This is a genomic window from Kitasatospora sp. NPDC002040 (genome assembly GCF_040296785.1).
Classification (GTDB): domain Bacteria; phylum Actinomycetota; class Actinomycetes; order Streptomycetales; family Streptomycetaceae; genus Kitasatospora.
Genome location: NZ_JBEOXV010000004.1, coordinates 1 through 23966, shown reverse-complemented (window position 1 = coordinate 23966; position 23966 = coordinate 1). Strand labels below are relative to the sequence as shown.

Genomic DNA, 23966 nt, shown 5'->3' with positions numbered 1-23966 from the left:
GCGGGGGACGGGGACGGGGAGGGCCGGTGCGCCACGGGGGCGTGCACCGTCCCTCCCCGCTCGGGTCAGTAGCTCAGATCAGCAGCTCAGGTTCGAGCCGGCCACCGTGCCGAGGATCCCGACGAAGTTCTGGTACGCGTTGATCCGGCTCTGCACCTGGGCGGGGTTGCCGCCGTTGCACTCCAGCGAGCCGTTGATGCTGCGGATGGTCTCGCCGAAGCCGGCGCCGTTGACCATCGCGTTGTGCGGGGTCATGGTGCCGGGGCCGTTCTGGGTCATCCAGTACCAGATGCCGGTCTTCCAGGCGACGGCCGGGTCGGTCTGCACCAGGTTGGGGTTGTTCAGCAGGTTGATGCCGAGCGCGTCACCGGCCGCCTTGTAGTTGAAGTTCCAGCTCAGCTGGATCGGACCGCGCCCGTAGTACGCGGCCTGACCGGCCGGGCAGCCGTACGACTGCGAAGTGTCGCAGTAGTGCGGGTAGTTGGCGGTGTTCTGCTCGACCACGTAGACCAGGCCGCCGGTCTCGTGGTTGACGTTGGCCAGGAAGGCCGCGGCCTCCTGCTTGCGCACGGTGTCGCTGCCGGTGGCCGCGAACGCCGGGTAGGCGCTCAGGGCGTTGACCAGGCCGGCGTAGGTGTAGAAGGAGTTCCGGCTCGGGAACATCTGGTTGAACTGGGCTTCCGAGACCACGAATCCACCCGGGTTGACGGTCGCGGTGGGCGTCGGCGTGGGGGTGCCGCCGCCGGTGCAGTTGTACGGGTCCCAGTACCAGGTGCTGATCACCGGGTCGTAGCCCGGGTTGTCGTGCTCGGCGATGTAGTACTTGCCGTCGGTGTACTTGACGACGCTGCCGGTGGTGTAGGTCTGGCCGGCCACCCAGTTCGGGTAGTTGCAGGTGCCGGTGGTCGGGGTCGGGGTCGGCGTGGTGCCGCCCCCGCCGCCGCAGACGCCCTGGTCGGCCCAGACGCCGGAGCCGCCGGTGCTCGGGGTCTCACCCTGGGTCCACCACTTGGCGGACCAGTTGTGGCCGTTGTACGAGGCGGTGGTGCCGCCGACGTAGACGGCGGAGGAGCTGTACGCGGTGGCGCAGCTCGCGGCCGAGGCGGCGGCGGGCACCAGGACGGCCAGGCCGACCGCGATGACCATCGCGGAGAGCAGAGCCATGAGTCGTTTTGTCGACACTTCATCACCCCTACGTGCGGTGGGGGCCGCACGATCGACTACAGATACGTCCGGTGGGGGGCCCGCCGGGAAGCGGGGCCGGTACGGGACTGTGTGAGGGGACTCAACCGCAGTGGTCTACACCTGTCAAGTGCATGCGGGAGTTCGGATACGGCCTGATCAGCTGTGCTGACGGACCGTCAGAGTCCGGACGGGTGCAGGACGGCAGGGGATTCGGCGCCGGCCACCAGCAGTGCCGGGGTGCCCGATCCGTCGGCCGCAGTGGACCGGACCTCGGGGTTTCCGCCGCTGTCCCGGACGGTGTAGGCGAGTGTGCGGTCGTCCAGCCAGGCCGCCTGGTCGTCCACGCTGGCGGTCTCGGCGGTGGCGGTCACTTGCAGCGAGGCCAGGTCGAGCACCGAGAGCCGCCAGCCCTTGCCCGGGTCGCCGTCCACCGCCTGCTTGAACGCGAGCCGGGTGCCGTCGGGCGAGAGCGAGGGGCACTCGACGTTCTCCTTGACGGTGCGCACCGTCCGCGCCGCCAGGTCCCCCTCGACCAGGTACCGCTTCCCGCCGGTGGAGAGGGTGGCGTAGAACCGGTTGTCGTCCGCGCCGAAGGTGACGCCCCAGTAGTTCACGTCCGCCGACCGGTAGGCCGCACCGTCCCGGGTGACCGCGAAGTCCTCCAGTGAGGAGGTCAGTTCACCGGTCGCGGTGTCGTAGATCCCGGTCCGGGTGGCGAAGCCGCCGCCGCTGTAGGAGTCGCCGCCGACGAAGGTGGTCCAGGCGACCATCCGGCCGTCGGGCGAGACCCGGGCCCGGCTCGGCAGGCCGGGGATCGGGATGCTCTTCCGCTCCGTCAGGTCCCGGTCCAGTACCAGGATCCGGTACGACCACTGGCTGTCGGGGTGGGCGCAGACCACGGTGCCGCCCGCCGCGTAGGAGCGCACGCACTCCAGCTCGCCCACCTGCCGGGGGCCGTTCGGGTCGGCCAGCGCGGTGCTGCTCAGCCGGCGGTCGCCGACCAGCAGCAGCCGGCTGCCGTCGGCGCCCAGGCTGAGCGGGGCGGCGCCGGCCGGGCGGCCGGTGGCGGCGGTGCGGTCGGCGGCCAGGGTGACGTAGCCGACCGCGACGGCGGCCAGCAGCAGGGCGACGGCTCCGGCGAGCAGGATGCGAGCACGAGTGTTCACCGCAGGTCCTCGGGGGCGGTGCGGACGGTGCGGGTGGCGCCGGGCAGGCGGACCAGCAGGACCGCGGTGGCCACGATCGCCAGCGCGACGCAGCCGGCCGCCAGCCGGATCGCGGTGGCGGGACCGACGAACTGCCAGGCCAGGCCGAAGAGTACGGAGGAGGCCAGGTAGGCGAGCGCCTGACCGGTCTGGATCAGCGCGATGCCGGTGGTGCGCAGCCGCTCCGGCAGCACCGGCCCCGCCAGCGCCATCAGGACCCCGTCGGTGGCGGCGTAGAAGAACCCGTACAGGCCGAGCGAGAGCACCAGCAGCGGCCAGCCGCCGACCGGGCCGAACAGCAGCAGGTAGACGGCGGCCAGCGCCAGATACCCCGTCACCATCACCGGCAGCCGGCCGACCCGGTCGGCCAGGGCGCCGATCGGTGCGGCCAGCAGCAGGTAGCCGAGGTTGGTGCCGACCGCGAGCAGCGGGAACCAGCCGATCGCCAGGTCCTCGCGCCGCTGCAGCAGCAGGTAGACGAACCCGTCGCCGACGGTGGCCAGGCCCAGCAGTACGGCGGCCAGTGCGAGCCGGCGCACCGGTGCCGCCGTGAGCAGACCGCGGACGTCCAACTTCTCCCGGGTGCGCGGCAGTTCGTCCTGGTGGTCGCGGACGAACAGCACCAGCAGGACCACCCCGAGCACGCCGATGCAGCAGCTGCTGACGAAGACCGCGTCGAAGGACTGCCCGGCCGCGGCCAGTACCGCCATCGCCACCAGCGGGCCGAGGAAGGCGCCGAAGCTGTCCATCGCCCGGTGCACACCGAAGGCGCGGCCGAGCGCCTCGGGCGGGGTGGAGAGGGTGATCAGCGCGTCCCGGGGGGCGGTGCGCAGTCCCTTGCCGCAGCGGTCCGCCGCGATCGCCAGGCCGATCCCGGTGGTCGAGCGGCCGGCCAGCAGCAGGCCGAGCTTGGCCACCGCGGAGAGCGCGTACCCCGTGCCGGCCACCGCCTTGCGGGACCGGAACCGGTCGGCCAGGTAGCCGCCGACCAGGCGCAGCACGGCGGTCGCGCCGGTGTTCAGGCCGTCGATCATGCCGTACGCCAGCGGGCTGAGCTGGAGCCCGAGCACCAGGTACATCGGCAGGATCGCGGTCACCATCTCGGCCGAGACGTCGGTGACCAGGCTGACCGCGCCGAGCGCGAACACATTGGCGCCGATCCGGGCTCCGGTGCGCGCTCCGCCGGTGCGGGGCCGCCCGATCGTGGACAGGTACAACGGGGTCTCCTCCCGGCGGCGGCTCAGGGCGCTCCATATCGTCGGGGCCGGACCGGAAGCCGGACAACAGCGTCCGGGGCACCAGTGGGTGTGTGGCGGATGAACAACCGGTGTACGAGTACGACTTGACGTGTACGGTGCCCAATCCTCATCCGGTGCACCTCGGTTGTTCATCTCCGCGTGCCGGGTCGGCTCCGCCGGACCCCTAGGTTTCTCCCCGCCCGCGGCACGGGCCACGGGTACCACCCCCAGAAGGGACCGTCTGATGGGCACGCGTCACACCTGGCGAGCGGCGACGGCGGGAGCCGCCGGCCTGACAGCCTTCGCGCTCGCCGCGACCCTGCTCACCGCGAACGCCCCGAGCGCGGCGGCGGCCACCGCGACCTTCACTCCCGTCGCCGACACCTATGTCCAGGACAGCACGCCGTCCACCAACTACGGCACCTCCACCCAGTTCGTGGTGGACAACTCGCCGGTGCGGCAGTCCTTCCTGAAGTTCACCGTGGCCGGGGTCACCGCGCCGGTCACCGGGGCGAAGCTGCGGATCCGCTCGATCAGCGGGAACAGCGGCGCCAGCAAGGGCGGTGTCTTCAAGGCCGTCTCCAACACCAGCTGGACCGAGACCGGCACCACCTGGAACAACAAGCCCGCGCTCGACGGCGCCACCCTGGCCACCCTCGGCTCGGTCAGCAAGGACACCTGGTACGAGATCGACGTCACCTCCGTGGTGACGGGCAACGGGACCTTCAGCTTCGGTGCCAGCTCCAGCAGTTCGGACGGCGCCTACTACGACACCCGGGAGAGCGGGGCGGACGCGCCGCAGCTGGTGCTCACCACCGGCACCACGCCGTCGCCGTCGCCGTCGCCGTCGGTCTCCCCGTCTCCGTCGGGCTCGGCCTCGCCGTCGCCTTCGCCCAGCCCGTCCACCTCGACCCCGCCCGCCGGTGACCCGGTGCTGGTCGGCGCCGGCGACATCGCGGACTCCGGCTCCGGCGACACCGCGACCGCCAAGCTGCTGGACAACATCCCCGGCACCGTCTTCACGGCCGGCGACAACGTCTACACCAACGGCACCCTGAGCGAGTTCAACAGCTACTACGAGCCGACCTGGGGCCGCTTCAAGTCCCGGACCAGGCCCGTCCCCGGCAACCACGACTACAACACCTCGGGCGCCACCGGCTACTACAGCTACTTCGGCGCCTCGGCGGGCGACCCGGCCAAGGGGTACTACTCCTACAACGTCGGCACCTGGCACATCATCACGCTGAACTCCAACGTCGCCATGTCGGCGGGTTCGGCCCAGGAGCAGTGGCTGCGCGCCGACCTGGCCGCCAACCCGACCTCCTGCACCCTGGCGCTCTGGCACCACCCGCTCTTCACCTCGGGCTCCAACCACGCCCCGACCCCCGGCACCAAGCCGCTCTACCAGGCGCTGTACGACGCCAACGCCGATGTCGTGGTGACCGGCCACAACCACCAGTACGAGCGCTTCGCCCCGCAGAACGCCGCCGGCGGCCTGGACAACGCGCGCGGCATCCGCAGCTTCGTGGCGGGCATGGGCGGTGCGGGCTTCTACGGCTTCGGCACCATCCAGGCCAACAGCGAGGCCCGCAACAGCGACACCCACGGCGTGCTGAAGTTCACCCTGCACGCCAACAGCTACGACTGGGAGTTCGTCCCCGAGGCGGGCAAGACCTACAACGACAAGGGCACCGCGAACTGCCACTGACGCGGTGACAGCTGAGGCGCGGAGGCCCTTCGGCCTCCGCGCCTCAGCGCTGTTCGGCCGCCAACTGCTCCAGCGCGGCGACCGCACGGTCGGCGTCGGCGGCCGCGACGAACAGGTGGTCGTGGTGGAAGCCCGCCACCACGTTGCAGCTGATGCCGTGCTCGGCCAGCCGGGCCGCCACCGCCGCCGTCAGACCGACCGCCTCCAGGGCCGAGTGGATCCGCAGGGTGATCCAGGCCGCCACGTACTCGTAGGGCAGGCCGAGCGCATCCGCCTCCTCCTGCGCCACCACCACGGTCGGCCCCTCGGGCTCCGCCACCGTGACGACCGGCTGCAGGCCGACCGGGACGCGGGTCGACAGGGTGCAGTAGACGTACCGCCCGGGGTTGAGCTCCGGGCGCATCCCGCTCAGCAGTTTCCGCAGATCACTCTCACCGGCCATGGCACCCACGCTAGCCGGACCGGACCCATGGGGCTGGGACGACACGGGCTCAGAGCGTTTCGTGGATGGCCGGTTCGCGGAAGAGCGGCTTGCCCGTGTGCAGTCTGGCCCGGACCCGGCGGCAGCTGGGGCGTTCGAGCTTCGGCGGCCTCCCCTCCCGGGCCCGCCGGGCCCCGCCGTCGTAGACCTGTGGAACGAACAGCCGACGGGCGGACCGGAGTTGGACCTTGGTCGGGCGTTGGGAGTCGATCTCCACGCCCACCTCGCCAGGCCGGTAGGCGGCGGACCGGCCCGCCGGCACCAGGGCGCGGGCGTGCACCAGGCCGCCCACCTCGAGGACGTGCTCACCGCCGTAGCCGTACACCACCCCCTCGGCGTGCAGGTCACCGGTGACGTGCACCGACCCCCGGGACACCAGGTCACGGACGGTCAGATCGCCCAGCACCACCAGCAGGCCGGCGCCCGAGACGTGGTCGTCCAGGAAGCCGTGCACGGTCAGGTCGCCGTCCACCACCAGGGCGATGTCGTGGTCCAGGTCCTCCGGGACGACCAGGTCACCGGCATGCAGGTACCAGTCGGAACCGGACAGCCGGTCGAAGCGCGCCCGCCAGGCGGAGGTGGTCAGCACGGGTGCTCCGTCCCGGCCCGCTCGGCCCGGGCCTTCAGCAGCAGGGCGGCCCGGGCGGCCAGGCCCCGGTCCTCGGTGGCGGCGAACAACTCCAGCAGCGGAGTGGGGAGTCGGCCGTTCTCCAGCAGTGAGTCGACGATCTGGCGGGGGAGTTGACCGGGGTCGGAGCTGCCGGGCTCCGTCCGGCCGGCTAAGCCCCGGCCCGCTAAGCCCCGGCAAGCGGCCTCGGTGAGGGCACCGAGTGCGGGCTCGGGAGTGAACCTGTTCCCTGCCAGGGCGGCGAGCACCAGCAGGTCCGGGTCACCGGCCAGCGTGAGCAACGCCTCGCCGGGCGTGTGCCGATGGGCAGCGGCCGCGGCCCGGACCTCCGGGTCCGGATCGGCGGCGAGCACCCGCAGCTGGGTGGGATCGGCGCCGGGACGGCGGGCCATCGCCAGCCGTACCTCGGCCGCCGGATCGTCCAGCAGGGCGGGTACCACCCGGCGGGGCACCCGCTCCCGGGCCGCCACCGCCCGGCGGACGGTGGCCGCGCTGTCCGCCGCCAGTGCGCGGACGGTCGGCTTGGGAGTGGCCCGGTGCGCCGCGACCGCCCGCCGCACCTGCTCGTCGGGGTGCACCGCGAACAGCGCCAGCCACTCCGGACCGGTGGCCGGCTGGGCCGCCAGCGTCCGCAGCACGCCGATGCCCGCGTGATCCCCGGCCCACCGCACCGCCAACTCCTCCGCCAGCGCCGCCGTCAGCCCGATCCGCCCGGCCACCGCCCGGGCCACCTCCGGCTCACCGGCGCCCAGTTCGCGCAGCCGGGCCACCGTCGTCCCGACCCGTCGGGCCTCCCTGACCAGCGCTGCCGTCCCCATCCGCCACCCCTCCTCGTCACCCCCGTGGGTGACAGCCTGGCATGCCGTACTGACGGTCCGTCAGGCGGGTGGCCGAGGCTCAGGTGCGCTGCGCAGGCCGGTGATCAGCAGACCGGGCCCGGGCCCGACTCCCGCTCGACGTCGAGTCCCGGCCCGCAGGGTCACTCCGGCGGAAGGCCGTTGATGATCCGCAGCGGTCGGCGGGAGTGCCACCTCGCGTCGTCCGGGTGGCCGGGCAGGGGCGTGGTGGCCTGCGCGAACCGGGCGTCCAGGGCGTCGAGGCGGGCCTGCTGCGCAGCCCTTACCCGCTCGGTGAACTCGGGCCACGCCTCGGCGAGCCAGGCCCGGCAGCGAAGCATCTGCGGGTACTCCAGAAGGAGTTCGGCGTCGAGCCCCTCCTCGACCTCCTGCACCGACGCCTCCCACGCCTCCATCATGGCGTTGAGCGTCACCGGCCCGTACCGGGCCGCCAACCGCCGGCCGGCCCGGTGCACCGACTCGTAGTCGTCCGCCCCGAGTGTCTCCGTGTCCACGGAGACAGCCTGCCAGTCCGGCGAAGTCGGGGCCACCGACCGGTTCAGGCCGCGAGGCCGAGGGCGTAGGCGGTGACGGCCGGGGCCAGGTAGACCAGCGGGAACGGGATGTGGCTGTACCAGCGGGCCCTGGCGACGGTGATCACGGCGCCGCCGTAGTAGAGGGCCAGGCCGATGGTGGCGGCGGTGCCGACGACGGGGACGAAGAGCCCGACCAGCAGGCCCAGGGCGCCGGCCGCCTTTGCGGCACCGAGCCAGGGCCACCAGCCGCTCGGGACCTTGTACTCGGCCAGGATCTGCACCACCCACTGCGCCCGGGTCAGCAGGGCGGCGCCCGAGTAGCCCGACATCAGGGCGGCCAGGACGGTGACGACGACGTGGGCGGTGTTCATCAGTGGGCTCCTCAACAGGTGGCGTCCGGAGCGGGGTTGCTCCGATGCCTCTCACTGCAATGACTCGCCGGGGCGCACGAGTGTGACCGGACGGCCGAAAAAACTTTTCGATCACCGTCCCGCGGTCGATGACCCGGGGCTCGCCGCGCGGGGGCGCCTGCCCACTGGTGTGCTGCGAAGGCACTGAAATCCTCCGTCAGTGAGGGGAGTTCGGCCTTCAGAACGTTCAGCCGCCGCGGTCTGGACCGGCGCGGACCGGTCGGGTCACGATGGGCGGCATGACGGGGAACGGATCGACACCACCGCCCGCAGACCCACCGAGCGGCCCGCCGTCGGGTGGTCCGCCGTGGGCTGGTCCGCCGTCGGCTGGTCCCAACTGGGCCGCGATCGGCGCGCTCGCGGGTGCGGCGGCCGCCGTGGTGGCGCTGGTGGCCTACCTCCTGCCGCCCGACCCGCCACCGCAGGCGCACGTGGGCCCGGTGGTCCCTGCGGCCGGCAGCTGGACCCCGCAGCCGCCGACCGCCACCCCGACCACCAGCGGCCCCGGGTCACCCACTCCGACACCCGAGCCGCCCAGCCCGACACCGAGCCCGACTCCCAGCCCGCCGCCGACTCCGACGCCCCCGCCTCATACCGGCACGCCCTCGCCGCACGTACCCACCCCTACGCCGGCCCCGGTGCCCGCACCGCCGTTGCCGACCCTCCGGGCCGCAGGCTGCGACGAGGCGGAGGCGGCCCTGACCAGGTATCAGCACGATGCCGGGACCACCACCTACAGCCGGGCCGACGCAGCCCTCCAGGCACGCCACGACCTGACGGGGGCCTGGTTCAGAGCCAACGGGAACGCCGTCGGCCCGGCACTCCAGCGGCTGTCCGCCGACTTCGGGGAGTACCGATCCCGGTTGATCGGCGAGGTCATGGCCGATCCGAACGAAGTGATCGGCTGGATCAACTCGGACACCCAGGAGCTCAGAGGCCGGTGCGGCTAGGTTCCGTCGGTGACGTTCGCCTGGAACGTCGCTGTGGTGCTCGCCGGGGCACTCGTGCGGCCCTTCGGAATCCGGCGAAAATGCTTGTGCCGGTGGGGTGTTCCGGTGCGAGACTGCCCGCCATGCCCACACCTGAACTCAGCGATCCGGACCACCTGCGGGAGATCGAGCGTCTCGCGTACCTGGTCACGGTCGAGGCATCCAACGAGGACTGGCTCTCGTTCGACCCCGACCCGGAGGACGCGACACCGCTCCGACGCAGCATCAACGCCCTCGCCCGGGCCCTGCGAAGCTACCACTTCGACGGTGACGGCTGCGTGGAGGAGGACCGCCCCCTGGTCAGGCTGGTCGGCGCCACGGTGCTGAAGCCCGGGGTCATGCCGACGGGAGTGGACGACGACTACGAGCAGGCGTGCGCGCGTATCGGTGTCGAAGCCCGGCCGGAGGGATGGGCGCTCTGGAACACCTGGGACGACGACGGCCGTCAGGTGACCATGGTGGTGTCCGCTGTCGAGACCACCGAGGGCCTCTTCGCGAACTGGTCACGCGGGCGCGCCCTGGACCCGGTGACCCCGCTGCCCTCCCAGGTCGCCCAGGTCCGCCGGGGCTGGATCGGCCCGATGACGTTCTCGCCGCGCGGTGTCCGCCGCACCGGCCGCGGCGGGCAGCCGCTGTCCTGACCCGCGCGACAACGTACGGAACTCTGACGGCGTCTCACCGAAGTGCGCCCGGTGCCGATGGTCAGGCCGTCGGTCCGGTGCGGAGCCGCTTCACGTCCCGAACGAGGGCGAACAGGGCACAGAGGAAGATCAAAGCACCGGCCGCGAGCCAGAGGACCGATGCTCCGGACCGGTACTGCTGGACCGCCAGGACGACCAGCACTACGCCGGCGGCCACACCGAAGATCGAGATCAGGGCACTGATGCGGTTCGTCACGACAACATCATCTACGAGCGCCCCCGGCCTCTGACAGTGGCCCCACCAGAAACGGCCCCGCTACTGCGGCGAAGCCGCTGCGCCTAGGTCCGTTGCCCCGGGATATTGGCGGCGAAGTTCGTCGAGTACGCGCTCGTCGACCGCCCTGACGTCCCACAACGAGCTGTCCACTTCGGTCAGAACGACCATGACCTTGTCCGCGGCGAACCCACGTGCCTCAGCGTCGATCAGCTGGAGGAAGGGCGTCGTCAGCGACAGCAGCGTCAAGGTGTCCATGCCGCCGTCGGCAGACTTCCTCTCCATCTCGACGCAACGTGGATCGACGATCTCGTCGAACTCGACGCGCCACCTCAGGCCCAGGCCGAAGCTCCCGAGGCGGACCAGCAGCTCCGCCAGGGTCACGTAGTGCTTGCCGTGCCAGGCAGGAAACGTGATCCCCTTCATCCCCGCCGCTGCTGTTTCAGGTGACAAGCGACCCCCTCGTTCAGCAGCAAACACTAACGGCAACCGCGCCCACACCCTGATCGCCCGGACCCACCGGATTTCGCCCCGCCTGCACCGGCGCCCTCGTCGGAGCCGCAACCGAATCCGTTGACGAGCGATAGGTAGCGATATATCGTCGAAGTATCGAGATAGTACGACTGAGAGAGCGGTGAGTGGGATGCGCAGGTGGGAGTGGCGTGAGGAGCGTGAGGCGTTCGGTGGGTTCGGGCGGCCTCCGGGTGGTCCGTTCGGCGGGCCTCCGTTCGGGCATGGGGGGCGGGGGTTTCCCGGGCACGGGCGGCGTGGGGGGCGGGCGCGGCGGGGCGATGTCCGGGTGTCGTTGCTGGCGCTACTGACGGAGCGGCCGATGCACGGGTACGAGATGATCACCGAGCTGGGCGAGCGGACGGGCGGGGCCTGGCGGCCGAGCCCGGGGTCGGTGTACCCGACCCTGCAGCTGCTGGAGGAGGAAGGCCTGATCAAGGGTCAGGAGGTTTCCGGGAAGCGGCTGTTCGAGCTGACCGAGGCCGGTCGGGCCGAGGCGGCGGGCGGTTCGGCGTCGCCGTGGGAGGAGACGGCCGGGCGCGGGCTCGGCTGGGAGTCCGTCCAGGAGGTCGGCCAGGCCCTCGGGGCGGTCGACCAGGCGATCCGCCAGGTGATGACCACGGGCACGGAGGAGCAGCGGGCCAAGGGCCTGGCGGTGCTCAACGACGCCCGGAAGAAGCTGTACCTGATCCTCGCCGAGAGCGACTGACCCGGCGTCCGGGCCGAAGAGGCGTCAGACGGGCGTCAGGCGGGCGTCAGGCCTCGGGCTCGTATTCGTACCGCCAGCGCCAGCGGCCCTTGGGGTCGTACTCCTTGGCCCGGTGGTAGACCAGGGTGGCGGCGGGGGTGTCGCCGTGGGCGGGGACCGGGACCCGGTAGGTCTTGGGGATGTTGCTGAACGGGGTCAGGGCGATGGGGAGCACCCGCCCGTCCAGGGGGCCGCCGTGGAATTCCGTGTCCGCGCTTCTCACGGCTCCACCCTACGGGGGAGCCGGGCTGGTCCGGGTACGTGCGGGTGGCCGGGGTGCGCGCGGTGGGGCGGGGATGTGAAGGGTGTCGGGAGGGCGTCGGGAGCCGGTGTGACCAGCGCAGCACTCCCCCCGGTCGGATCGGCCCCCCCGACACCCTTATCCTGCTCTGTACGCCCCCGGGGATTCCCGGGTCGGCGGGCCCTCGTACGGGCCGGGTGAGGTGCGCGCGACGCGCCCGCCCACCGAGTTTTCCGACTCATGTGACCCGTACCGTGCCCCCGGGCGTTCGGCCGTCCGGCAACCCCGGCTCCGGCCTTCGGCGAAGCTGCCGGACCAACCGCGTCCTCGGGGAAGCAACGGGGCGGGCTCCGGTGTTGCGTCGGATGTTGCGTCGGTCGCTGTGTCACACCAGGCACGGCAGCTACAGCAGGTGCGGAAGGGGCCCGATGGAAACCAGCAGCAGCAGGTGGACCACATGGTGGCAGCGGCGGGAGCGCGAGCGTGTCACGGCCGCGAACGGGGTGGACGCGGCGGGTCGACTGGATCTGCTGCTCGGCGCGGTGCGTGCGGGTTTCCCGCTGGCACCGGCCGCGCACCCGGCGGGGCACCGATGTTCGTGTGACCGGGTCGGCTGTCCGGCGCCGGCCCAGCACCCCGTCTCGTTCGCCTGGCAGTCCCAGGCCACGGTCGATCCGGAGCAGTTGGCCCGCTGGCTGTCCCGCGATCCGCAGGCCAACTTCATCACCGCCACCGGCCGCGCCCACGACGTGCTGGACGTCCCGGCCGAGGCCGGCGTGCTGGCACTGGAGCGGCTCGACGCGCTCGGCGTGCACGGCCCGGTGGCCGCCGTCGGCGAGGACCGCTACCTCTTCTTCACCGCGACCCGGGGCACCCCCGTGGACGAGGACGAGTGGTGGCCGAGCGTGCTGGACAGCACGCCCGACACCATGTCGGAGCACCCCGGCCTGCGCTGGCACTGCCGCGGCTCCTACACCCTGCTCCCCCCGGCCGCGCTGCCGGACGGGACCGAGGTGCGCTGGCTGCGCGGCCCGGAGTACGCCCTCCCGGACGCGCTCCGGGTGCTCGACGTGCTGACCGACGCCTGCACCGAGGTGGGCGCGGTCGCCGAGGAGCAGTGGCTGATCGGCTGAGCCGGACCACGCGAGCGGGCCCCGGGCGGAGATCCGCCCGGGGCCCGCTCACGTTCAGGGACCGAGCAGGGACTAGGGCAGCGTCAGGATCTCGGCGCCGTCGGCGGTGACCACCAGGGTGTGCTCGAACTGGGCGGTCCGCTTGCGGTCCTTGGTGACGACCGTCCAGCCGTCGGCCCAGATGTCGTAGTCGTACGTGCCCAGGGTGAGCATCGGCTCGATGGTGAAGGTCATCCCGGTCTTGATCACCTCGGTGGCCCGCTCGCTGTCGTAGTGCGGGACGATCAGGCCGGAGTGGAACGAGGTGTTGATCCCGTGGCCGGTGAAGTCGCGCACCACGCCGTAGTCGAAGCGCTTGGCGTAGGACTCGATCACCCGGCCGATCACGTTGATCTGACGGCCCGGCTTGACGGCCTTGATCGCCCGGTCGAGTGACTCCCGGGTGCGCTCGACCAGCAGCCGGGACTCCTCGTCCACGTCGCCGCAGAAGTAGGTGGCGTTCAGGTCGCCGTGCACCCCGTGGATGAAGGCGGTGGCGTCGATGTTGACGATGTCGCCGTCCTGGAGCACGGTCGAGTCCGGGATGCCGTGGCAGATCACCTCGTTGATCGAGGTGCAGACCGACTTGGGGAAGCCCCGGTAGCCGAGGTCGGACGGGTAGGCGTCGTGGTCGCACATGTACTCGTGGGCCACCGCGTCGAGTTCGTCCGTGGTCACGCCCGGCGCGATCAGCTTGGCGGCCTCGGCCATCGCCTGGGCGGCGATCCGGCCGGCGATCCGCATCTTCTCGATGGTCTCCGCGGTCTGCACCTCGGGCCCGGTGTACGGGGTCGGCTTGGGCTTGCCGACGTACTCCGGGCGCGGGATGTGCGCGGGGACCTTGCGGATGGGGGACTGGATGCCGGGAACGAGAGCCATGGCCGCGAGTCTATCGGCCGGGCCCCCGAGGACCCGGCTGTGCGTGCGAACGCCGGGACGGGGCATGATCGTCCCAGGGCGCCGGCAACGGCGCCGGCGACGGAGGGAGCAGACGGTGTTCGGACGCGGCAAGCCGACCGGCAAGCCCGGCGAGTGGTTCTACTGCATCAAGCACGCCAAGGTCGAGGAGGGCCCGGAGTGCCCCGCCAAGGACCGGCTCGGCCCGTACGCCAGCCGCGAGGAGGCCGGGCAGGCGCTGGAGACCGCCGCCGAGCGCAACCGCGAGTGGCAGCAGGACCCGCGCTGGAACAACGGCGACGGCAGCGCCGGGGAGCCCGGGCAGAAGGACTCCTGACCGGCCGTCAGGCGGCCGCGGCCGCCTGACGCGCGGCCGCCGCGGCCTCGTGCTGCGCCCGGACCAGGGCGACGTTCTCGTCCGTCCGGTCGTCGTAGCGCAGCAGCCGGGGCACGGCGGCGGTCAGCCCGATCACGCCCGCCACGCAGGCGAGCCCGCCCATCCAGACCGAGCCCCGGACGCCGACCAGGCCGGCCATGCCGCCCGCCCTGACCTGGCCGAGCTGGGGGCCGACCGAGTAGCTGAGCAGCTCGACCCCGGCCAGCCGGCCGCGCAGCTCGTCCGGGATGGACTGGTTCCAGATGGTCGAGCGGGCGATGCCGCTGATCTGGTCGGCGCCGCCGGCGGCGGCCAGGCAGAGCAGCACCAGCCAGATGTTGCCGACGAACCCGGCCAGCGCGATCGCGACGCCCCAGCCCAGTGCGGACAGCACCAGCATCCGGCCGTGCCGGTGGACGGCGGAGGTCCACCCGCTGGTGGCCGAGACCACCAGCGCACCGGCGGCGGTCGCGCCGTACATCAGGCCGAGCGCCCAGTCGGCGCGCAGGTCCGAGGCCCAGAAGGCGTAGATCGCCACCGGGAAGGCGAACAGCATCGCGCAGGTGTCGATGGCGTACGTGCTCAGCAGGTCGCGGCGGCCCCAGGCGTACTTGATGCCGGTGACGATCGTGCCCAGCGAGGGCTTCTCCGCGCCGGTCGACGGCGGGACAGCCCGGATCCGGGCGAGCAGCAGCAGCGAGACGCCGAAGGTGAGCACGTCCAGCGCGTACGCGGTCTGCACGCCCGCCACCGCGACGATCACGCCGGCCAGGGCCGGGCCCGCGACCGAGGCGGCGTTGCGGTACAGCGAGTTGAGCGCGAAGGCGGCGGTCAGCTGGTCGTGCGCGACGATCCTCGGGGTGAGCGAGTCCAGGGCCGGGCGCTGGAGCCCGTCCACGGCGGCGACCAGGCCGGCCACCAGGTAGATCGGCCAGAGCACCGGGCTGGGCAGCAGCGCGTTGAGCAGCAGCAGGCCGGAGAGCAGCAGCAGCCCGGCCTCGGAGAAGAGCACCAGCTTGCGCCGGTCCAGTGCGTCGGCGAGGGCGCCGCCCCAGAGGCCGAAGACGATCAGCGGGACGAGTTCGACCGCGCCGATGAGGCCGACCGCGAACGAGGAGTTGGTCAACTCCTTGATCTGCAGCGGCACCGCGACGTAGGTGAGGAAGCTGCCGAAGGCGGAGATGCACCCCGAGCTCCAGAGCAGGCGGAAGTCCTTGGAGGACCGCCACGGCGTCAGGTCGGGGCGTATCCGCTGCCAGCGGGAGGGGTGCGAAGTCACGAGGAGCCATCCTGCGGCGGCGCGCCGGAGCAGGGCAAACGAATTACCAGTGCGCGACCGGGGGGCCGGCCAGCCGCTCGGCCAGCCGGGCCAGCCGGGAGCCGGGCGATCCCGTGGCGGAGCTGACGAGGTGTTGGACCAGCTCGAACGGCTCCGCCGCGAGCAGGGCCGCGGCCGGGTCCGCGACCGGGACGGTCAGCCGCTCGTGGGCCAGGCCGGTCAGTTCCGAGTCACCGGAGTCCAGCGCGAGCACGGTGGCCCCGCTGCGCCGGGCGTCCTGCACCCGCTCCAGCAGCGGCGCCTCCGCCGCGGCGGGCGCCACCAGCAGCACGGTCGCGCCCCGCCGAGCCTCCGTCAGGCCCCGCAGGCCGTACGAGAGATGGGCGGGCGCGCCGGGCTCGACCCGGTGCCGCAGCAGGGTCGGGGCCAACCGGGCGACCCCCGAGCGGGTGGCCTCCTCGTCCAGGTGGGCGGCCAGGTGCCAGGGTTCGTAGGCCTCGGTGCCGACCAGCAGCAGGCCCCGGGCGGTACGGCGGCCGACCGATCGGCGCAGCGCTCCGGCGAAGACCAGGGCGGACTCGGGCCAGCCGGTGCCGGCCAGTTGCTCGCGTAGTGCTGAAACTCTCACCGCGTCCATGGGGCTAGAGGATGGAGCAGGCCGGGGCCCTTTGGCAGGATCTTCGGCATGACTACCCACGAATCAGTGACCAAGCCCGCCCTCCCCGACGTCTCCGGTCTGGTGGTCGGCGTCCTGGGCGGCACCGGGGACCAGGGGCGTGGGCTGGCCTTCCGGCTGGCCAAGGCCGGCCAGCAGGTCGTGATCGGTTCCCGGACGGCCGAGCGCGCGGAGGCGGCGGCCGCCGAACTCGGCCTCGGTGTCCGGGGCACGGACAACGCGGGCTGCGCCCGGGACAGCGACATCGTGATCGTCGCGGTGCCGTGGGACGGCCACGCGGACACCCTCTCCGCCCTGCGGGAGGAGCTGGCGGGCAAGATCGTGGTCGACTGCGTCAACCCGCTCGGCTTCGACAAGCAGGGTGCGTACGCCCTCAAGCCGGAGGAGGGCAGCGCCGCCCAGCAGGCCGCCGCCCTGCTGCCGGACTCCCGGGTGACCGCCGCCTTCCACCACCTCTCGGCGGTGCTGCTGCAGGACGAGTCGATCGAGCGGATCGACACCGACGTGCTGGTGCTCGGCGAGGACCGGGAGGCGACCGACCTGGTGCAGGCGCTGGCCGACCGGATCCCCGGCATGCGCGGCATCTTCGCGGGCCGGCTGCGCAACGCCCACCAGGTGGAGTCGCTGGTGGCCAACCTGATCTCGGTCAACCGTCGCTACAAGGCCCACGCGGGCATCCGCATCACCGACGTCTGAGCACGGACGTCTGAGCGCAGACGTCCGAGTACCGGCCGACGGGACCCCGTCGGGGACGCCCGGGGCGGTCGGCGAGAATGGGTCGACCGTTCCCGGCCCTAGGAGTCCCGCGCCATGCCCCGCAACGCCCTGTTCGCCTCGATCGTCTGTCTGCTCGCGGTGGTCGCCGCCGTGGTCTCGCTCGTCCAGGGCCGCTGGCTGGGGCTGATCTGGGTGCTGATGGCCGGCGTCTTCAGCAACATCGCCTGGTACCACCTGCGCCGCGCCCGCCAGGCCAAGGCCGCCGCACTGGCCCGGGAATCCGCCCAGGAGGCCTAGGGCCTCTCTTTCGGATCACGTCGGGCGGGCGTCGCCGGGGCACGCGCCCTCCTTGCCCAACGACGCCCGCTGATCCGACGTGACCCGAAAGAGCGGCCCTAGTTCTCCCAGAACCGGAACAGGTAGCCGCCGAGCTGGCTGAGCGCCGGATTGACGCCGAACAGCTCGACCACCGAGTACACCAGGTCGAAGAACCAGCGGTTCACCTCGGACTGCCAGAGCAGGATGAACACCGCCAGCAGGCCGTACGGGGCGAACGGCTGCACCGCGAGCCGGGTCTTCGGCGAGAGCCAGGGCTCGACGATGCCGTAGCCGTCCAGGCCGGGCACCGGCAGCAGGTTGAGCAGGGCGGCGCTGATCTGGAGCATGCCGAGGAAGCCGAGCGCGGCGGCCAGCGGCGAGACCGAGAGCTCCCGGCCGCCCAGCTCGGCGTGGACCGAGGGGTTGTCGAGCCAGCCCGCGCCGACCGGGATCAGCAGCACCGCCGCGCAGAGCACGTTCACCAGCGGCCCGGCCGCCGAGATCAGGCTGTGCTTGAGCCGGCCCTGGATCCGGTGCCGCTCGATGTAGACCGCGCCGCCGGGCAGGCCGATGCCGCCGAGGATCACGAAGACCACCGGGAGGACGAAGCTCAGCAGGGCGTGGGTGTACTTCAGCGGATTGAGCGTCAGGTAGCCCTTGGCGCCGACCGAGATGTCGCCGCTGTGCAGCGCGGTGCGGGCGTGCGCGTACTCGTGCAGGCAGAGCGAGACCATCCAGCCCGCCACCACGAACAGGAAGATGCCGAACCGGGCGCTGCCGTACCCGGTGGCCACCGCCCAGCCGGCCGTGCCGAGGGTCGCGAGGAGTACCCAGAACACCGGACTGATCCGGCGGTCCTCGCGACGCGAGCGCTGGGTTTCGGCGAAGGTCATGACGGGGTGGCTCCGATGCGTGGGGACGGTCCGACGGTCGATCATGCCGGGTCCGGCCGGGGCCGGACAAGGCGTGCTGGGTGAACGGACCGCCCGGGACAGCAGTTCCGGGCGTACCCGGGGCCCGGCGTCACCCAGAATGGGCGGGTGCACTACGGCATCCTCGGAACCACCACCGCCCACCTCGACGACTGCACCCCCGTACCGCTGGGCGGTGCGCGGCTGCGCGCGCTGCTCGCGGCGCTGGTGCTGCGCCAGGGCCGCCCCGTCCCGGCCGACCTGCTGGTGGACGAGGTCTGGGGCGCCGACCCGCCGCAGGACTCGGCCGCCGCGCTGCAGACCCTGGTCGGCCGGCTGCGCCGCACGATCGGCCGGGAGCAGGTCGGCTCCGGGCCCGCCGGGTACTGGCTGACCACGCCGGACAGCGACCTGACCGAGTTCCAGCGGCTGGCCGCCGAGGGTCGCCGGGCGGCCGGGGCGGACGACCACGGGCCGGCCGCCGAACGGCTGACCGCCGCCCTCGCCCTCTGGCGCGGCCCGGCGCTGGCCGACCTGCCGGACCGGGGCGGCTCCGCCGTCCGGCTGGAGGCCCAGCGGGACGAGACCCGGCGCGACCGGATCGCCGCCGAGCTGGCCCTCGGCCGGGCCGCCGGGGTGACCGCCGAACTCGCCGAGCTGTGCGAGAACCGGCCGCTGGACGAGCCGCTCGCCGCGCTGCTGATCCGCGCGCTGCGCGACGGCGGCCGCACCGCCGAGGCGCTCCAGCAGTACGAGCGGATCAGGCGCGCGCTGGCCGACCAGCTCGGCACCGACCCCGGCGAAGCGCTGCGCACCCTGCACCGGGAGCTGCTGGACGGTGGGGAGCCCGCCCCGCAGACCGTCCGGGAGCAGCGCCGCAGCACCGGCAACCTGCGCCCGCGGCGGACCAGCTTCGTCGGCCGGAGCGAGGACCTGACGGGGGTCAAGGCCGCGCTGGCGGCGGGCCGGCTGACCACCCTGACCGGCCCCGGCGGCTCCGGCAAGACCCGGCTCTCGGTCGAGGCCGCGCTCACCGAACAGGCCGACGGCAGGTGGCCGGACGGGGTCTGGCTGGTCGAGCTGGCCCCGCTGGAGGACCCGGCCGCCACCCCCGGCGCGGTGCTCTCCGCGCTCGGGCTGCGCGAGACCGTGCTGCACACCGGTGGCACGGTCGCCGAGGTGGCCCGGGTGCACGACCCGGTCCGCCGGATAGTCGAGCACTGCGCGCAGCGCCGGATGCTGCTGGTGCTGGACAACTGCGAGCACCTGATCCAGGCCGCCGCCGACCTGACCGACCAACTGCTCGCCGAGTGCCCCGGCCTGACCGTGCTGGCCACCAGCCGGGAGCCGCTCGGTGTGCCCGGCGAGGTGATGATCCCGGTTGAGCCGCTGCCCGGCCAGGTCGCGCTGCGGCTGCTGGCCGAGCGCGGCGCCGCCGCCCGCCCGGGCTTCGACCCGGCCGAGGATCCGGACGCCTGCGCCGAGATCTGCCGCCGTCTGGACGGCCTCCCGCTGGCCATCGAGCTGGCCGCGGCCCGGCTGCGCGGCCTGACCCCGCGTCAGCTGGCGGACCGGCTGGACGGCCGGTTCGCCCTGCTCACGGCCGGTTCGCGGACCCTGCTGCCGCGGCAGCAGACCCTGCGCGCGGTGGTGGACTGGAGCTGGGACCTGCTGGGCAAGCGGGAGCGCGCCGTGCTGCGCCGGCTCGCGGTCTTCGCGGGCGGCTGCACCCTGGAGGACGCCGAGCAGGTCTGTGCCGACGAGGTGGAGGTGCCCCGGGAGGAGGTCGCCGACCTGCTGCTCTCGCTGGTGGACAAGTCGCTGCTGGTGGCCGGGCTGGGCGAGCACCCGCGCTACCGGATGCTGGAGACCATCCTGGAGTACGCGGGGGAGCGGCTGGCCGAGGCGGACGAGCCGGAGGTGGCGCTGCGTCACATCCGGCACTACCGCGAGCTGGTGCGCAACGCCGACCTGCGGGTGCACGGCCCCGAGCAGCTGGCCGTGCTGGACCTGCTGGAGCGGGAGCAGGACAACATCCGGGCCGCGATCCGCCGGGCGATCGACCGGGGCGAGGAGCAGGAGGCGCTGGTCCTGGCGCTCGGGATGGGCTGGTTCTGGCAGCTGCGGGACTACCGGACCGAGGCCGAGGGCTGGTACGTGGAGATCGGCGCGCTCGGCCCCGACGCCTTCGCCGAGGGCGCCCCCGCGCCCGTCCCGCTCACCGAGGGCCCGCTGGACCGGCCGCTGCCGATGTCCGAGGACATGGTGGCCGAGGCCCGGCGGCAGGTCCAGCTGTTCAAGCTGGTCACCATCTTCGCCGGGAACATGGAGCAGCTCGGCGAGACCGACGCGATCCGGCTGGCCCGGCGGGTGCTGGAGGTCTACACCCCGGACCTGCCGCAGGCGTTCCGCTTCCCGGTGCTGCTGCGGGTGTTCGCCGCCTTCCTGGCCGGCCAGATGGACAGCCTGAAGGGCCTGCTGGACGGTGCGGTGGCGGGTGCCAGGGTGCACGGCCGGGAGAGCGACCTGGCGTTCGTGCTGCAGGTCCGGGCCCGGATGATGAACGACTGGGTCGGCGGTCTGCCGCAGGCCACCCTGGACAGCGCGGAGGCGTTGGAGATCTTCACCCGGCTCGGCGACAAGTGGGGCCGGTCCGAGGCGCTGGCCGCGCAGGCGGAGGCGATGAGCAACCTGGGGGACGCTGAGGGGGCGGTGCGGACGTACCGTCAGTCGATCGAGCTGGCCGAGCAGTTGGGCGCGCACCACGAGGTGCCGATGCTGAAGGTCCGGCTGGGGGAGTCGATCCTGCAGACCGACCCGGAGCGCGGCGAGGCGGTGGTGCGGGCCGCGCTGGCCGAGGTGGTGCCGGGCAACCAGTCGGCGGACGGGGCCCAGCTGTTCGGCAATCTGGTGCTCTGCTCGGTGCACGCCCGCCGGGGCGAGTACCCCGAGGCGCTGGCCAGGCTGGACCACCTGATGGAGCACCGGCAGATGCTCGGCCCGCTGGTGCCCGAGGTCTTCGTCGGCCTGCTGGTCTGCATCCGCAGCTGGGTGGTGGCCCGGTCGGGCGATCCGGACGGTGCGCTGGCGCTGCTCCGGCAGGGCCGGCGGCAGATGCGGCGGGTCGACGGTGCGGCCGGGGTGTTCGCCGAGCACATGACGGTGCTGCTGCTGCCCGCGTTCACCGGCACCCTGCTGATCGTGGCCGGGATGCGGGACGACCTGCGGATCGCCCGGCTCGGCGCGGTGCTGCTCGGCGCCCACGACAACCTGCACGGCCCGCGCGGCACCTTCATCGAACGGCAGGAGCGGGAGGAGTCCGAGGCGACCGCCCGGGCGATGCTGGGCGAGGCCGAGTACCTGGCCGCGCACGCCGAGGGCGGCGCTCTCGGGCTGACCGAGACCGCCGCCCTGCTGGACCGGGCCGGAGAGCTGGGATGAGGCTCAGGTCCGCTTGCGGAAGCGGGCCACCGCCAGCGGCGCGGTGATGGCGGTGATGCCCACCGACCAGACCAGCACGATCGTGACCGAGTGGGTGAGCGCCCCGCCGTTGATCAGGCTGCGGCAGGCGTCGGCCAGCGCGGAGAGCGGGTTGTACTCGGTGAAGGTCTGCAGCCAGCCCGGCATGGTGCCGGTCGGGGCGAAGATCGAGCTGCCGAACTGGAGCGGCATGATGACCAGCATCGAGACGCCCTGGACGGCCTGCGCGCTGCGCAGCGCCATGCCCAGCAGCATCGAGATCCAGACGATCGACATGCCGAACAGCAGGGACAGGCCGACGGCGCCGAGCAGTTGCAGCACACCGGTCTTGATCTCCAGGCCGAGGATCATCGAGAAGCTGATCAGGATGGTGAAGGACACCAGCCCGCGCAGCAGCTCGGCGGCCATCTTGGAGACCAGTACCGCGGACCGGCCGATCGGCAGGGTGCGGAAGCGGTCCATCACGCCGGTCTGGAAGTCGCTGTTCAGCCCGGTGCCGACGGCCATCGCCAGGTTCAGCCCGGTGGTGCCGAGCAGACCGGGGATCATGTACTGGATGTACTCCTGCCGGGTGGGGAACATCGCCCCGCCGAACACGTAGACGAACAGCACGGTGAAGATGATCGGCACCAGCAGGGCGTCGAGCATCGACTCCGGGTCGGCCTTGATCCGCATCAGGTTGCGGCGGGTCAGCGCGCCGATGTGCCGCAGCGCGGCCCGGGGGCCGATCCGGACGTCGTCGGTGGTCAGGGGCACGGTCGCGGGGCTGAGGGTGGCGGCGCTCATGCCACGGCCTCCTTCTCCAGGGTCGGGACGGTGGGGGCGGCGCCGGGCTTGCCGGTGATGGTCAGGAAGACCTCGTCCAGGCTGGGCAGCTTGGTGTCGATACCGGCGATGCCGAAGCCGCGCGAGCCGAGCACGCCGACCACGGTGGTGAGCTGCTCGTCGTCGGTGAGCTGGACCGAGAGCAGACCGGTGTCGGCCGAGAAGGTGACGCCGGTCAGGCCGGTCTCGTGCAGGCAGCGGGCCATCTCGGGCAGCTCGGCCGGGTGCACCGGGCGGACCTGGAGGGTCCGGCCGCCGACCTGGGCCTTGAGGTCGGCCACCCGGCCGTTGGCGATCACCCGGCCCCGGTCGATCACGGTCAGCTCGTTCGCGAGCTGCTCCGCCTCCTCCATGTACTGGGTGGTGAGCAGCACGGTGGCCCCCTCGGACACCATCCGCTGCACCTCGTCCCAGACCTCGTTGCGGGTGCGCGGGTCCAGGCCGGTGGTCGGCTCGTCCAGGTAGAGCACCTTGGGGCTGCCGATCATCGAGGCGGCCAGGTCGAGCCGGCGGCGCATGCCGCCGGAGTAGGTCTTGGCCGGGCGCTTGGCGGCCTCGGTGAGCGAGAAGCGCTCCAGCAGCTCGGTGGCCCTGGCCTTGGCCTGCTTGGCGGGCAGGTCGAGCAGGCGGCCGATCAGGTAGAGGTTCTCGTACCCGGAGAGCAGTTCGTCGACCGAGGCGTACTGGCCGGTGAGGCCGATGGTGCGGCGCAGCTGCTTCGGCTGCCGCAGCACGTCGTAGCCGCCGACGAAGGCGGTGCCGGCGTCCGGCTTGATCAGGGTGGAGAGGACCCGGACCAGGGTGGTCTTGCCCGCGCCGTTCGGGCCGAGCACGCCGAGCACGGTGCCCTGGCGGACGGTCAGGTCGACGCCGTCCAGCGCCTTGGTCTCCCCGTAGTGCTTGACGATGCCTCGTACCTCGACGGCGTTCGTGCCGCTGAGCCCCCGGTCGTTCGGGACGGTGTCGTTTCGGTTCATGGCATCAGCGTGGCGGGGCCCGCTGTCACGCCGCTGTCAGCCCGCTGTCGGCACCGACAGGTCGCTGACAGGTGATCCGCTGTTCAACCTGACGGCCACTCAGATTCACGGGTATAGTGAAATATCACATTGCAGTAGCGCTCGGCGTGGGGCCTTGCGCGCTGTTCCAGAGGGAGGGACTTCCATGTTCCGCAAGCTTCTCGTCGCCGCCGGCGTGGCCGGCCTGGCGCTCGCCGCCACCCCGGCTTCGGCCACCACCACTGCGACCACCGTCACCTGTGGTCCCTCGGCCCTGCAGTCGGGCCTCTCCACCAAGGTCTGCGCCGAGGTCACCGGCGACCAGGTCCAGCTGTACGGCCAGGTCAGCCTGCCGGGCCCGGGCCCGCAGTCCAAGGAGCTGATCGTCAACCTGTCCGGCGGGATCGTCGGCGGCGCCTCGCTCGGCAGCGTCCAGGGCTACCGCAACTTCAACTCGGCCACCATCCAGGTGCGCGGCGTCGGCGGCACCGTGCCGTGCGGCTCGACCGTGCACGCCTCGTTCTCGGTCGCGTCCTACCCGTGGGCCAACACCCCGGTGACGCTGGACCTGCCGATCGCCTGCTGACGACGCGTCGGTGACGTGACATGAGGAAGGGCGGTGGGGGGGGCCCCGCACCGCCCCGCCCAAGTAGGTCGGTATATCACACGGCTCTAAACCAGAGACTAAAA

The 23966-nt window shown here is 72.5% G+C and carries 27 protein-coding genes; 10 read left to right on the top strand and 17 right to left on the bottom strand.

Annotated elements, in window-relative coordinates; translation table 11 throughout:
- Positions 1 to 78: 78 nt before the first annotated feature.
- The 3 genes from ABT118_RS13245 to ABT118_RS13235 form a co-directional block, all read right to left on the bottom strand.
- Complete coding sequence (locus ABT118_RS13245) at positions 79 to 1164, bottom strand: glycoside hydrolase family 19 protein (protein ID WP_350667461.1); 1086 nt, start codon at positions 1162 to 1164, stop codon at positions 79 to 81.
- 197 nt (positions 1165 to 1361) lie between these two features.
- On the bottom strand, positions 1362 to 2351 hold the full coding sequence (locus ABT118_RS13240; RefSeq protein WP_350667455.1) for a TolB-like translocation protein: 990 nt from the start codon (positions 2349 to 2351) through the stop codon (positions 1362 to 1364).
- The gene (locus tag ABT118_RS13235) at positions 2348 to 3607 is read right to left on the bottom strand and encodes an MFS transporter (protein WP_350667452.1); all 1260 of its coding nucleotides are present in this window, start codon (positions 3605 to 3607) and stop codon (positions 2348 to 2350) included. Before ABT118_RS13235 ends, ABT118_RS13240 begins: the two co-directional genes overlap by 4 nt.
- 265 nt (positions 3608 to 3872) lie before the next feature.
- On the opposite strand from ABT118_RS13235, the gene ABT118_RS13230 reads away from it, so the two are divergent.
- Positions 3873 to 5336 (top strand): CBM96 family carbohydrate-binding protein, encoded by a 1464-nt coding sequence (locus ABT118_RS13230; RefSeq protein WP_350667447.1) that lies wholly within the window; start codon positions 3873 to 3875, stop codon positions 5334 to 5336.
- Between the two features lie 43 nt (positions 5337 to 5379).
- Here ABT118_RS13230 and ABT118_RS13225 read toward each other — a convergent pair whose 3' ends face one another.
- The 5 genes from ABT118_RS13225 to ABT118_RS13205 form a co-directional block, all read right to left on the bottom strand.
- The gene (locus tag ABT118_RS13225) at positions 5380 to 5778 is read right to left on the bottom strand and encodes an ACT domain-containing protein (RefSeq protein WP_350667439.1); all 399 of its coding nucleotides are present in this window, start codon (positions 5776 to 5778) and stop codon (positions 5380 to 5382) included.
- Positions 5779 to 5827: 49 nt separating this feature from the next.
- Complete coding sequence (locus tag ABT118_RS13220) at positions 5828 to 6406, bottom strand: bactofilin family protein (RefSeq protein WP_350667434.1); 579 nt, start codon at positions 6404 to 6406, stop codon at positions 5828 to 5830.
- Positions 6400 to 7263 (bottom strand): hypothetical protein, encoded by an 864-nt coding sequence (locus ABT118_RS13215; RefSeq protein ID WP_350667429.1) that lies wholly within the window; start codon positions 7261 to 7263, stop codon positions 6400 to 6402. The genes ABT118_RS13220 and ABT118_RS13215 overlap by 7 nt, the downstream gene beginning before the upstream one ends.
- Before the next feature lie 161 nt (positions 7264 to 7424).
- A complete protein-coding gene (locus ABT118_RS13210) occupies positions 7425 to 7796 on the bottom strand; it encodes a hypothetical protein (RefSeq protein ID WP_350667426.1) in 372 nt (123 codons plus the stop codon).
- A 44-nt stretch (positions 7797 to 7840) separates the two neighbouring features.
- Positions 7841 to 8188 carry a DoxX family protein gene (locus tag ABT118_RS13205; RefSeq protein WP_350667422.1) on the bottom strand — a complete coding sequence of 116 codons (348 nt, stop codon included), beginning with the start codon at positions 8186 to 8188 and terminating at the stop codon, positions 7841 to 7843.
- A 677-nt stretch (positions 8189 to 8865) separates the two neighbouring features.
- Here ABT118_RS13205 and ABT118_RS13200 point away from each other — a divergent pair.
- Both ABT118_RS13200 and ABT118_RS13195 read left to right on the top strand, forming a co-directional pair.
- Positions 8866 to 9177 carry a hypothetical protein gene (locus tag ABT118_RS13200; protein ID WP_350667417.1) on the top strand — a complete coding sequence of 104 codons (312 nt, stop codon included), beginning with the start codon at positions 8866 to 8868 and terminating at the stop codon, positions 9175 to 9177.
- Positions 9178 to 9299: 122 nt separating this feature from the next.
- Entirely contained in the window at positions 9300 to 9857 is a 558-nt protein-coding gene (locus ABT118_RS13195) for a hypothetical protein (protein ID WP_350667412.1), read from the top strand.
- A 61-nt stretch (positions 9858 to 9918) separates the two neighbouring features.
- Here the strand turns inward: ABT118_RS13195 and ABT118_RS13190 are convergent, their stop codons facing one another.
- Both ABT118_RS13190 and ABT118_RS13185 read right to left on the bottom strand, forming a co-directional pair.
- Complete coding sequence (locus ABT118_RS13190; RefSeq protein WP_350667409.1) at positions 9919 to 10113, bottom strand: hypothetical protein; 195 nt, start codon at positions 10111 to 10113, stop codon at positions 9919 to 9921.
- Between the two features lie 60 nt (positions 10114 to 10173).
- Positions 10174 to 10557 carry a hypothetical protein gene (locus ABT118_RS13185; RefSeq protein ID WP_350667406.1) on the bottom strand — a complete coding sequence of 128 codons (384 nt, stop codon included), beginning with the start codon at positions 10555 to 10557 and terminating at the stop codon, positions 10174 to 10176.
- 217 nt (positions 10558 to 10774) lie between these two features.
- Here ABT118_RS13185 and ABT118_RS13180 point away from each other — a divergent pair, with 217 nt between their 5' ends.
- The gene (locus ABT118_RS13180; protein ID WP_350667402.1) at positions 10775 to 11350 is read left to right on the top strand and encodes a PadR family transcriptional regulator; all 576 of its coding nucleotides are present in this window, start codon (positions 10775 to 10777) and stop codon (positions 11348 to 11350) included.
- Between the two features lie 46 nt (positions 11351 to 11396).
- On the opposite strand, the gene ABT118_RS13175 is transcribed toward ABT118_RS13180, so the two are convergent.
- On the bottom strand, positions 11397 to 11612 hold the full coding sequence (locus tag ABT118_RS13175) for a DUF8847 domain-containing protein (RefSeq protein WP_350667396.1): 216 nt from the start codon (positions 11610 to 11612) through the stop codon (positions 11397 to 11399).
- Between the two features lie 446 nt (positions 11613 to 12058).
- Between ABT118_RS13175 and ABT118_RS13170 the strand changes: the two genes are divergently transcribed.
- Positions 12059 to 12763: a bifunctional DNA primase/polymerase gene (locus tag ABT118_RS13170; protein WP_350667393.1), complete on the top strand. Its 705-nt coding sequence runs from the start codon at positions 12059 to 12061 to the stop codon at positions 12761 to 12763.
- A gap of 72 nt (positions 12764 to 12835) precedes the next feature.
- Here ABT118_RS13170 and map read toward each other — a convergent pair whose 3' ends face one another.
- Positions 12836 to 13681 carry a type I methionyl aminopeptidase gene (map, locus tag ABT118_RS13165; protein WP_350667388.1) on the bottom strand — a complete coding sequence of 282 codons (846 nt, stop codon included), beginning with the start codon at positions 13679 to 13681 and terminating at the stop codon, positions 12836 to 12838.
- 115 nt (positions 13682 to 13796) lie between these two features.
- Here map and ABT118_RS13160 point away from each other — a divergent pair, with 115 nt between their 5' ends.
- On the top strand, positions 13797 to 14036 hold the full coding sequence (locus ABT118_RS13160) for a hypothetical protein (RefSeq protein WP_350667381.1): 240 nt from the start codon (positions 13797 to 13799) through the stop codon (positions 14034 to 14036).
- A 7-nt stretch (positions 14037 to 14043) separates the two neighbouring features.
- Here the strand turns inward: ABT118_RS13160 and ABT118_RS13155 are convergent, their stop codons facing one another.
- Entirely contained in the window at positions 14044 to 15354 is a 1311-nt protein-coding gene (locus tag ABT118_RS13155) for an MFS transporter (RefSeq protein WP_350667377.1), read from the bottom strand.
- A gap of 43 nt (positions 15355 to 15397) precedes the next feature.
- Positions 15398 to 15991: a hypothetical protein gene (locus tag ABT118_RS13150; RefSeq protein WP_350667372.1), complete on the bottom strand. Its 594-nt coding sequence runs from the start codon at positions 15989 to 15991 to the stop codon at positions 15398 to 15400.
- A 48-nt stretch (positions 15992 to 16039) separates the two neighbouring features.
- On the opposite strand from ABT118_RS13150, the gene npdG reads away from it, so the two are divergent.
- Entirely contained in the window at positions 16040 to 16726 is a 687-nt protein-coding gene (gene npdG / locus ABT118_RS13145; RefSeq protein WP_350667368.1) for an NADPH-dependent F420 reductase, read from the top strand.
- A 114-nt stretch (positions 16727 to 16840) separates the two neighbouring features.
- Positions 16841 to 17044, top strand: coding sequence for a hypothetical protein (locus ABT118_RS13140; RefSeq protein WP_350667364.1), 204 nt, complete (start codon positions 16841 to 16843; stop codon positions 17042 to 17044).
- A 98-nt stretch (positions 17045 to 17142) separates the two neighbouring features.
- Here the strand turns inward: ABT118_RS13140 and ABT118_RS13135 are convergent, their stop codons facing one another.
- On the bottom strand, positions 17143 to 17958 hold the full coding sequence (locus ABT118_RS13135; RefSeq protein ID WP_350667361.1) for a site-2 protease family protein: 816 nt from the start codon (positions 17956 to 17958) through the stop codon (positions 17143 to 17145).
- Between the two features lie 147 nt (positions 17959 to 18105).
- Here ABT118_RS13135 and ABT118_RS13130 point away from each other — a divergent pair, with 147 nt between their 5' ends.
- The gene (locus ABT118_RS13130; RefSeq protein ID WP_350667357.1) at positions 18106 to 21417 is read left to right on the top strand and encodes an ATP-binding protein; all 3312 of its coding nucleotides are present in this window, start codon (positions 18106 to 18108) and stop codon (positions 21415 to 21417) included.
- A gap of 3 nt (positions 21418 to 21420) precedes the next feature.
- On the opposite strand, the gene ABT118_RS13125 is transcribed toward ABT118_RS13130, so the two are convergent.
- Together ABT118_RS13125 and ABT118_RS13120 are read right to left on the bottom strand one after the other, a co-directional pair.
- Complete coding sequence (locus ABT118_RS13125; RefSeq protein ID WP_350667352.1) at positions 21421 to 22242, bottom strand: ABC transporter permease; 822 nt, start codon at positions 22240 to 22242, stop codon at positions 21421 to 21423.
- Positions 22239 to 23258 (bottom strand): ATP-binding cassette domain-containing protein, encoded by a 1020-nt coding sequence (locus tag ABT118_RS13120; protein WP_350667344.1) that lies wholly within the window; start codon positions 23256 to 23258, stop codon positions 22239 to 22241. Before ABT118_RS13120 ends, ABT118_RS13125 begins: the two co-directional genes overlap by 4 nt.
- 184 nt (positions 23259 to 23442) lie before the next feature.
- On the opposite strand from ABT118_RS13120, the gene ABT118_RS13115 reads away from it, so the two are divergent.
- Positions 23443 to 23862: a hypothetical protein gene (locus ABT118_RS13115; RefSeq protein ID WP_350667337.1), complete on the top strand. Its 420-nt coding sequence runs from the start codon at positions 23443 to 23445 to the stop codon at positions 23860 to 23862.
- Positions 23863 to 23966: the final 104 nt, after the last annotated feature.

Excerpts from the sequence above, each read along its gene's own strand:
- ABT118_RS13180 (WP_350667402.1), top strand. The coding sequence starts at position 10,775 with ATGCGCAGGTGGGAGTGGCGTGAGGAGCGTGAGGCGTTCGGTGGGTTC.
- ABT118_RS13125 (WP_350667352.1), bottom strand. The coding sequence starts at position 22,242 with ATGAGCGCCGCCACCCTCAGCCCCGCGACCGTGCCCCTGACCACCGAC.
- ABT118_RS13230 (WP_350667447.1), top strand. The coding sequence starts at position 3,873 with ATGGGCACGCGTCACACCTGGCGAGCGGCGACGGCGGGAGCCGCCGGC.
- ABT118_RS13215 (WP_350667429.1), bottom strand. The coding sequence starts at position 7,263 with ATGGGGACGGCAGCGCTGGTCAGGGAGGCCCGACGGGTCGGGACGACG.
- ABT118_RS13245 (WP_350667461.1), bottom strand. The coding sequence starts at position 1,164 with ATGGCTCTGCTCTCCGCGATGGTCATCGCGGTCGGCCTGGCCGTCCTG.
- ABT118_RS13225 (WP_350667439.1), bottom strand. The coding sequence starts at position 5,778 with ATGGCCGGTGAGAGTGATCTGCGGAAACTGCTGAGCGGGATGCGCCCG.
- ABT118_RS13185 (WP_350667406.1), bottom strand. The coding sequence starts at position 10,557 with ATGAAGGGGATCACGTTTCCTGCCTGGCACGGCAAGCACTACGTGACC.
- ABT118_RS13150 (WP_350667372.1), bottom strand. The coding sequence starts at position 15,991 with ATGGACGCGGTGAGAGTTTCAGCACTACGCGAGCAACTGGCCGGCACC.
- ABT118_RS13135 (WP_350667361.1), bottom strand. The coding sequence starts at position 17,958 with ATGACCTTCGCCGAAACCCAGCGCTCGCGTCGCGAGGACCGCCGGATC.
- map (WP_350667388.1), bottom strand. The coding sequence starts at position 13,681 with ATGGCTCTCGTTCCCGGCATCCAGTCCCCCATCCGCAAGGTCCCCGCG.
- ABT118_RS13170 (WP_350667393.1), top strand. The coding sequence starts at position 12,059 with ATGGAAACCAGCAGCAGCAGGTGGACCACATGGTGGCAGCGGCGGGAG.
- ABT118_RS13195 (WP_350667412.1), top strand. The coding sequence starts at position 9,300 with ATGCCCACACCTGAACTCAGCGATCCGGACCACCTGCGGGAGATCGAG.
- ABT118_RS13140 (WP_350667364.1), top strand. The coding sequence starts at position 16,841 with ATGCCCCGCAACGCCCTGTTCGCCTCGATCGTCTGTCTGCTCGCGGTG.
- ABT118_RS13115 (WP_350667337.1), top strand. The coding sequence starts at position 23,443 with ATGTTCCGCAAGCTTCTCGTCGCCGCCGGCGTGGCCGGCCTGGCGCTC.
- npdG (WP_350667368.1), top strand. The coding sequence starts at position 16,040 with ATGACTACCCACGAATCAGTGACCAAGCCCGCCCTCCCCGACGTCTCC.
- ABT118_RS13205 (WP_350667422.1), bottom strand. The coding sequence starts at position 8,188 with ATGAACACCGCCCACGTCGTCGTCACCGTCCTGGCCGCCCTGATGTCG.
- ABT118_RS13120 (WP_350667344.1), bottom strand. The coding sequence starts at position 23,258 with ATGAACCGAAACGACACCGTCCCGAACGACCGGGGGCTCAGCGGCACG.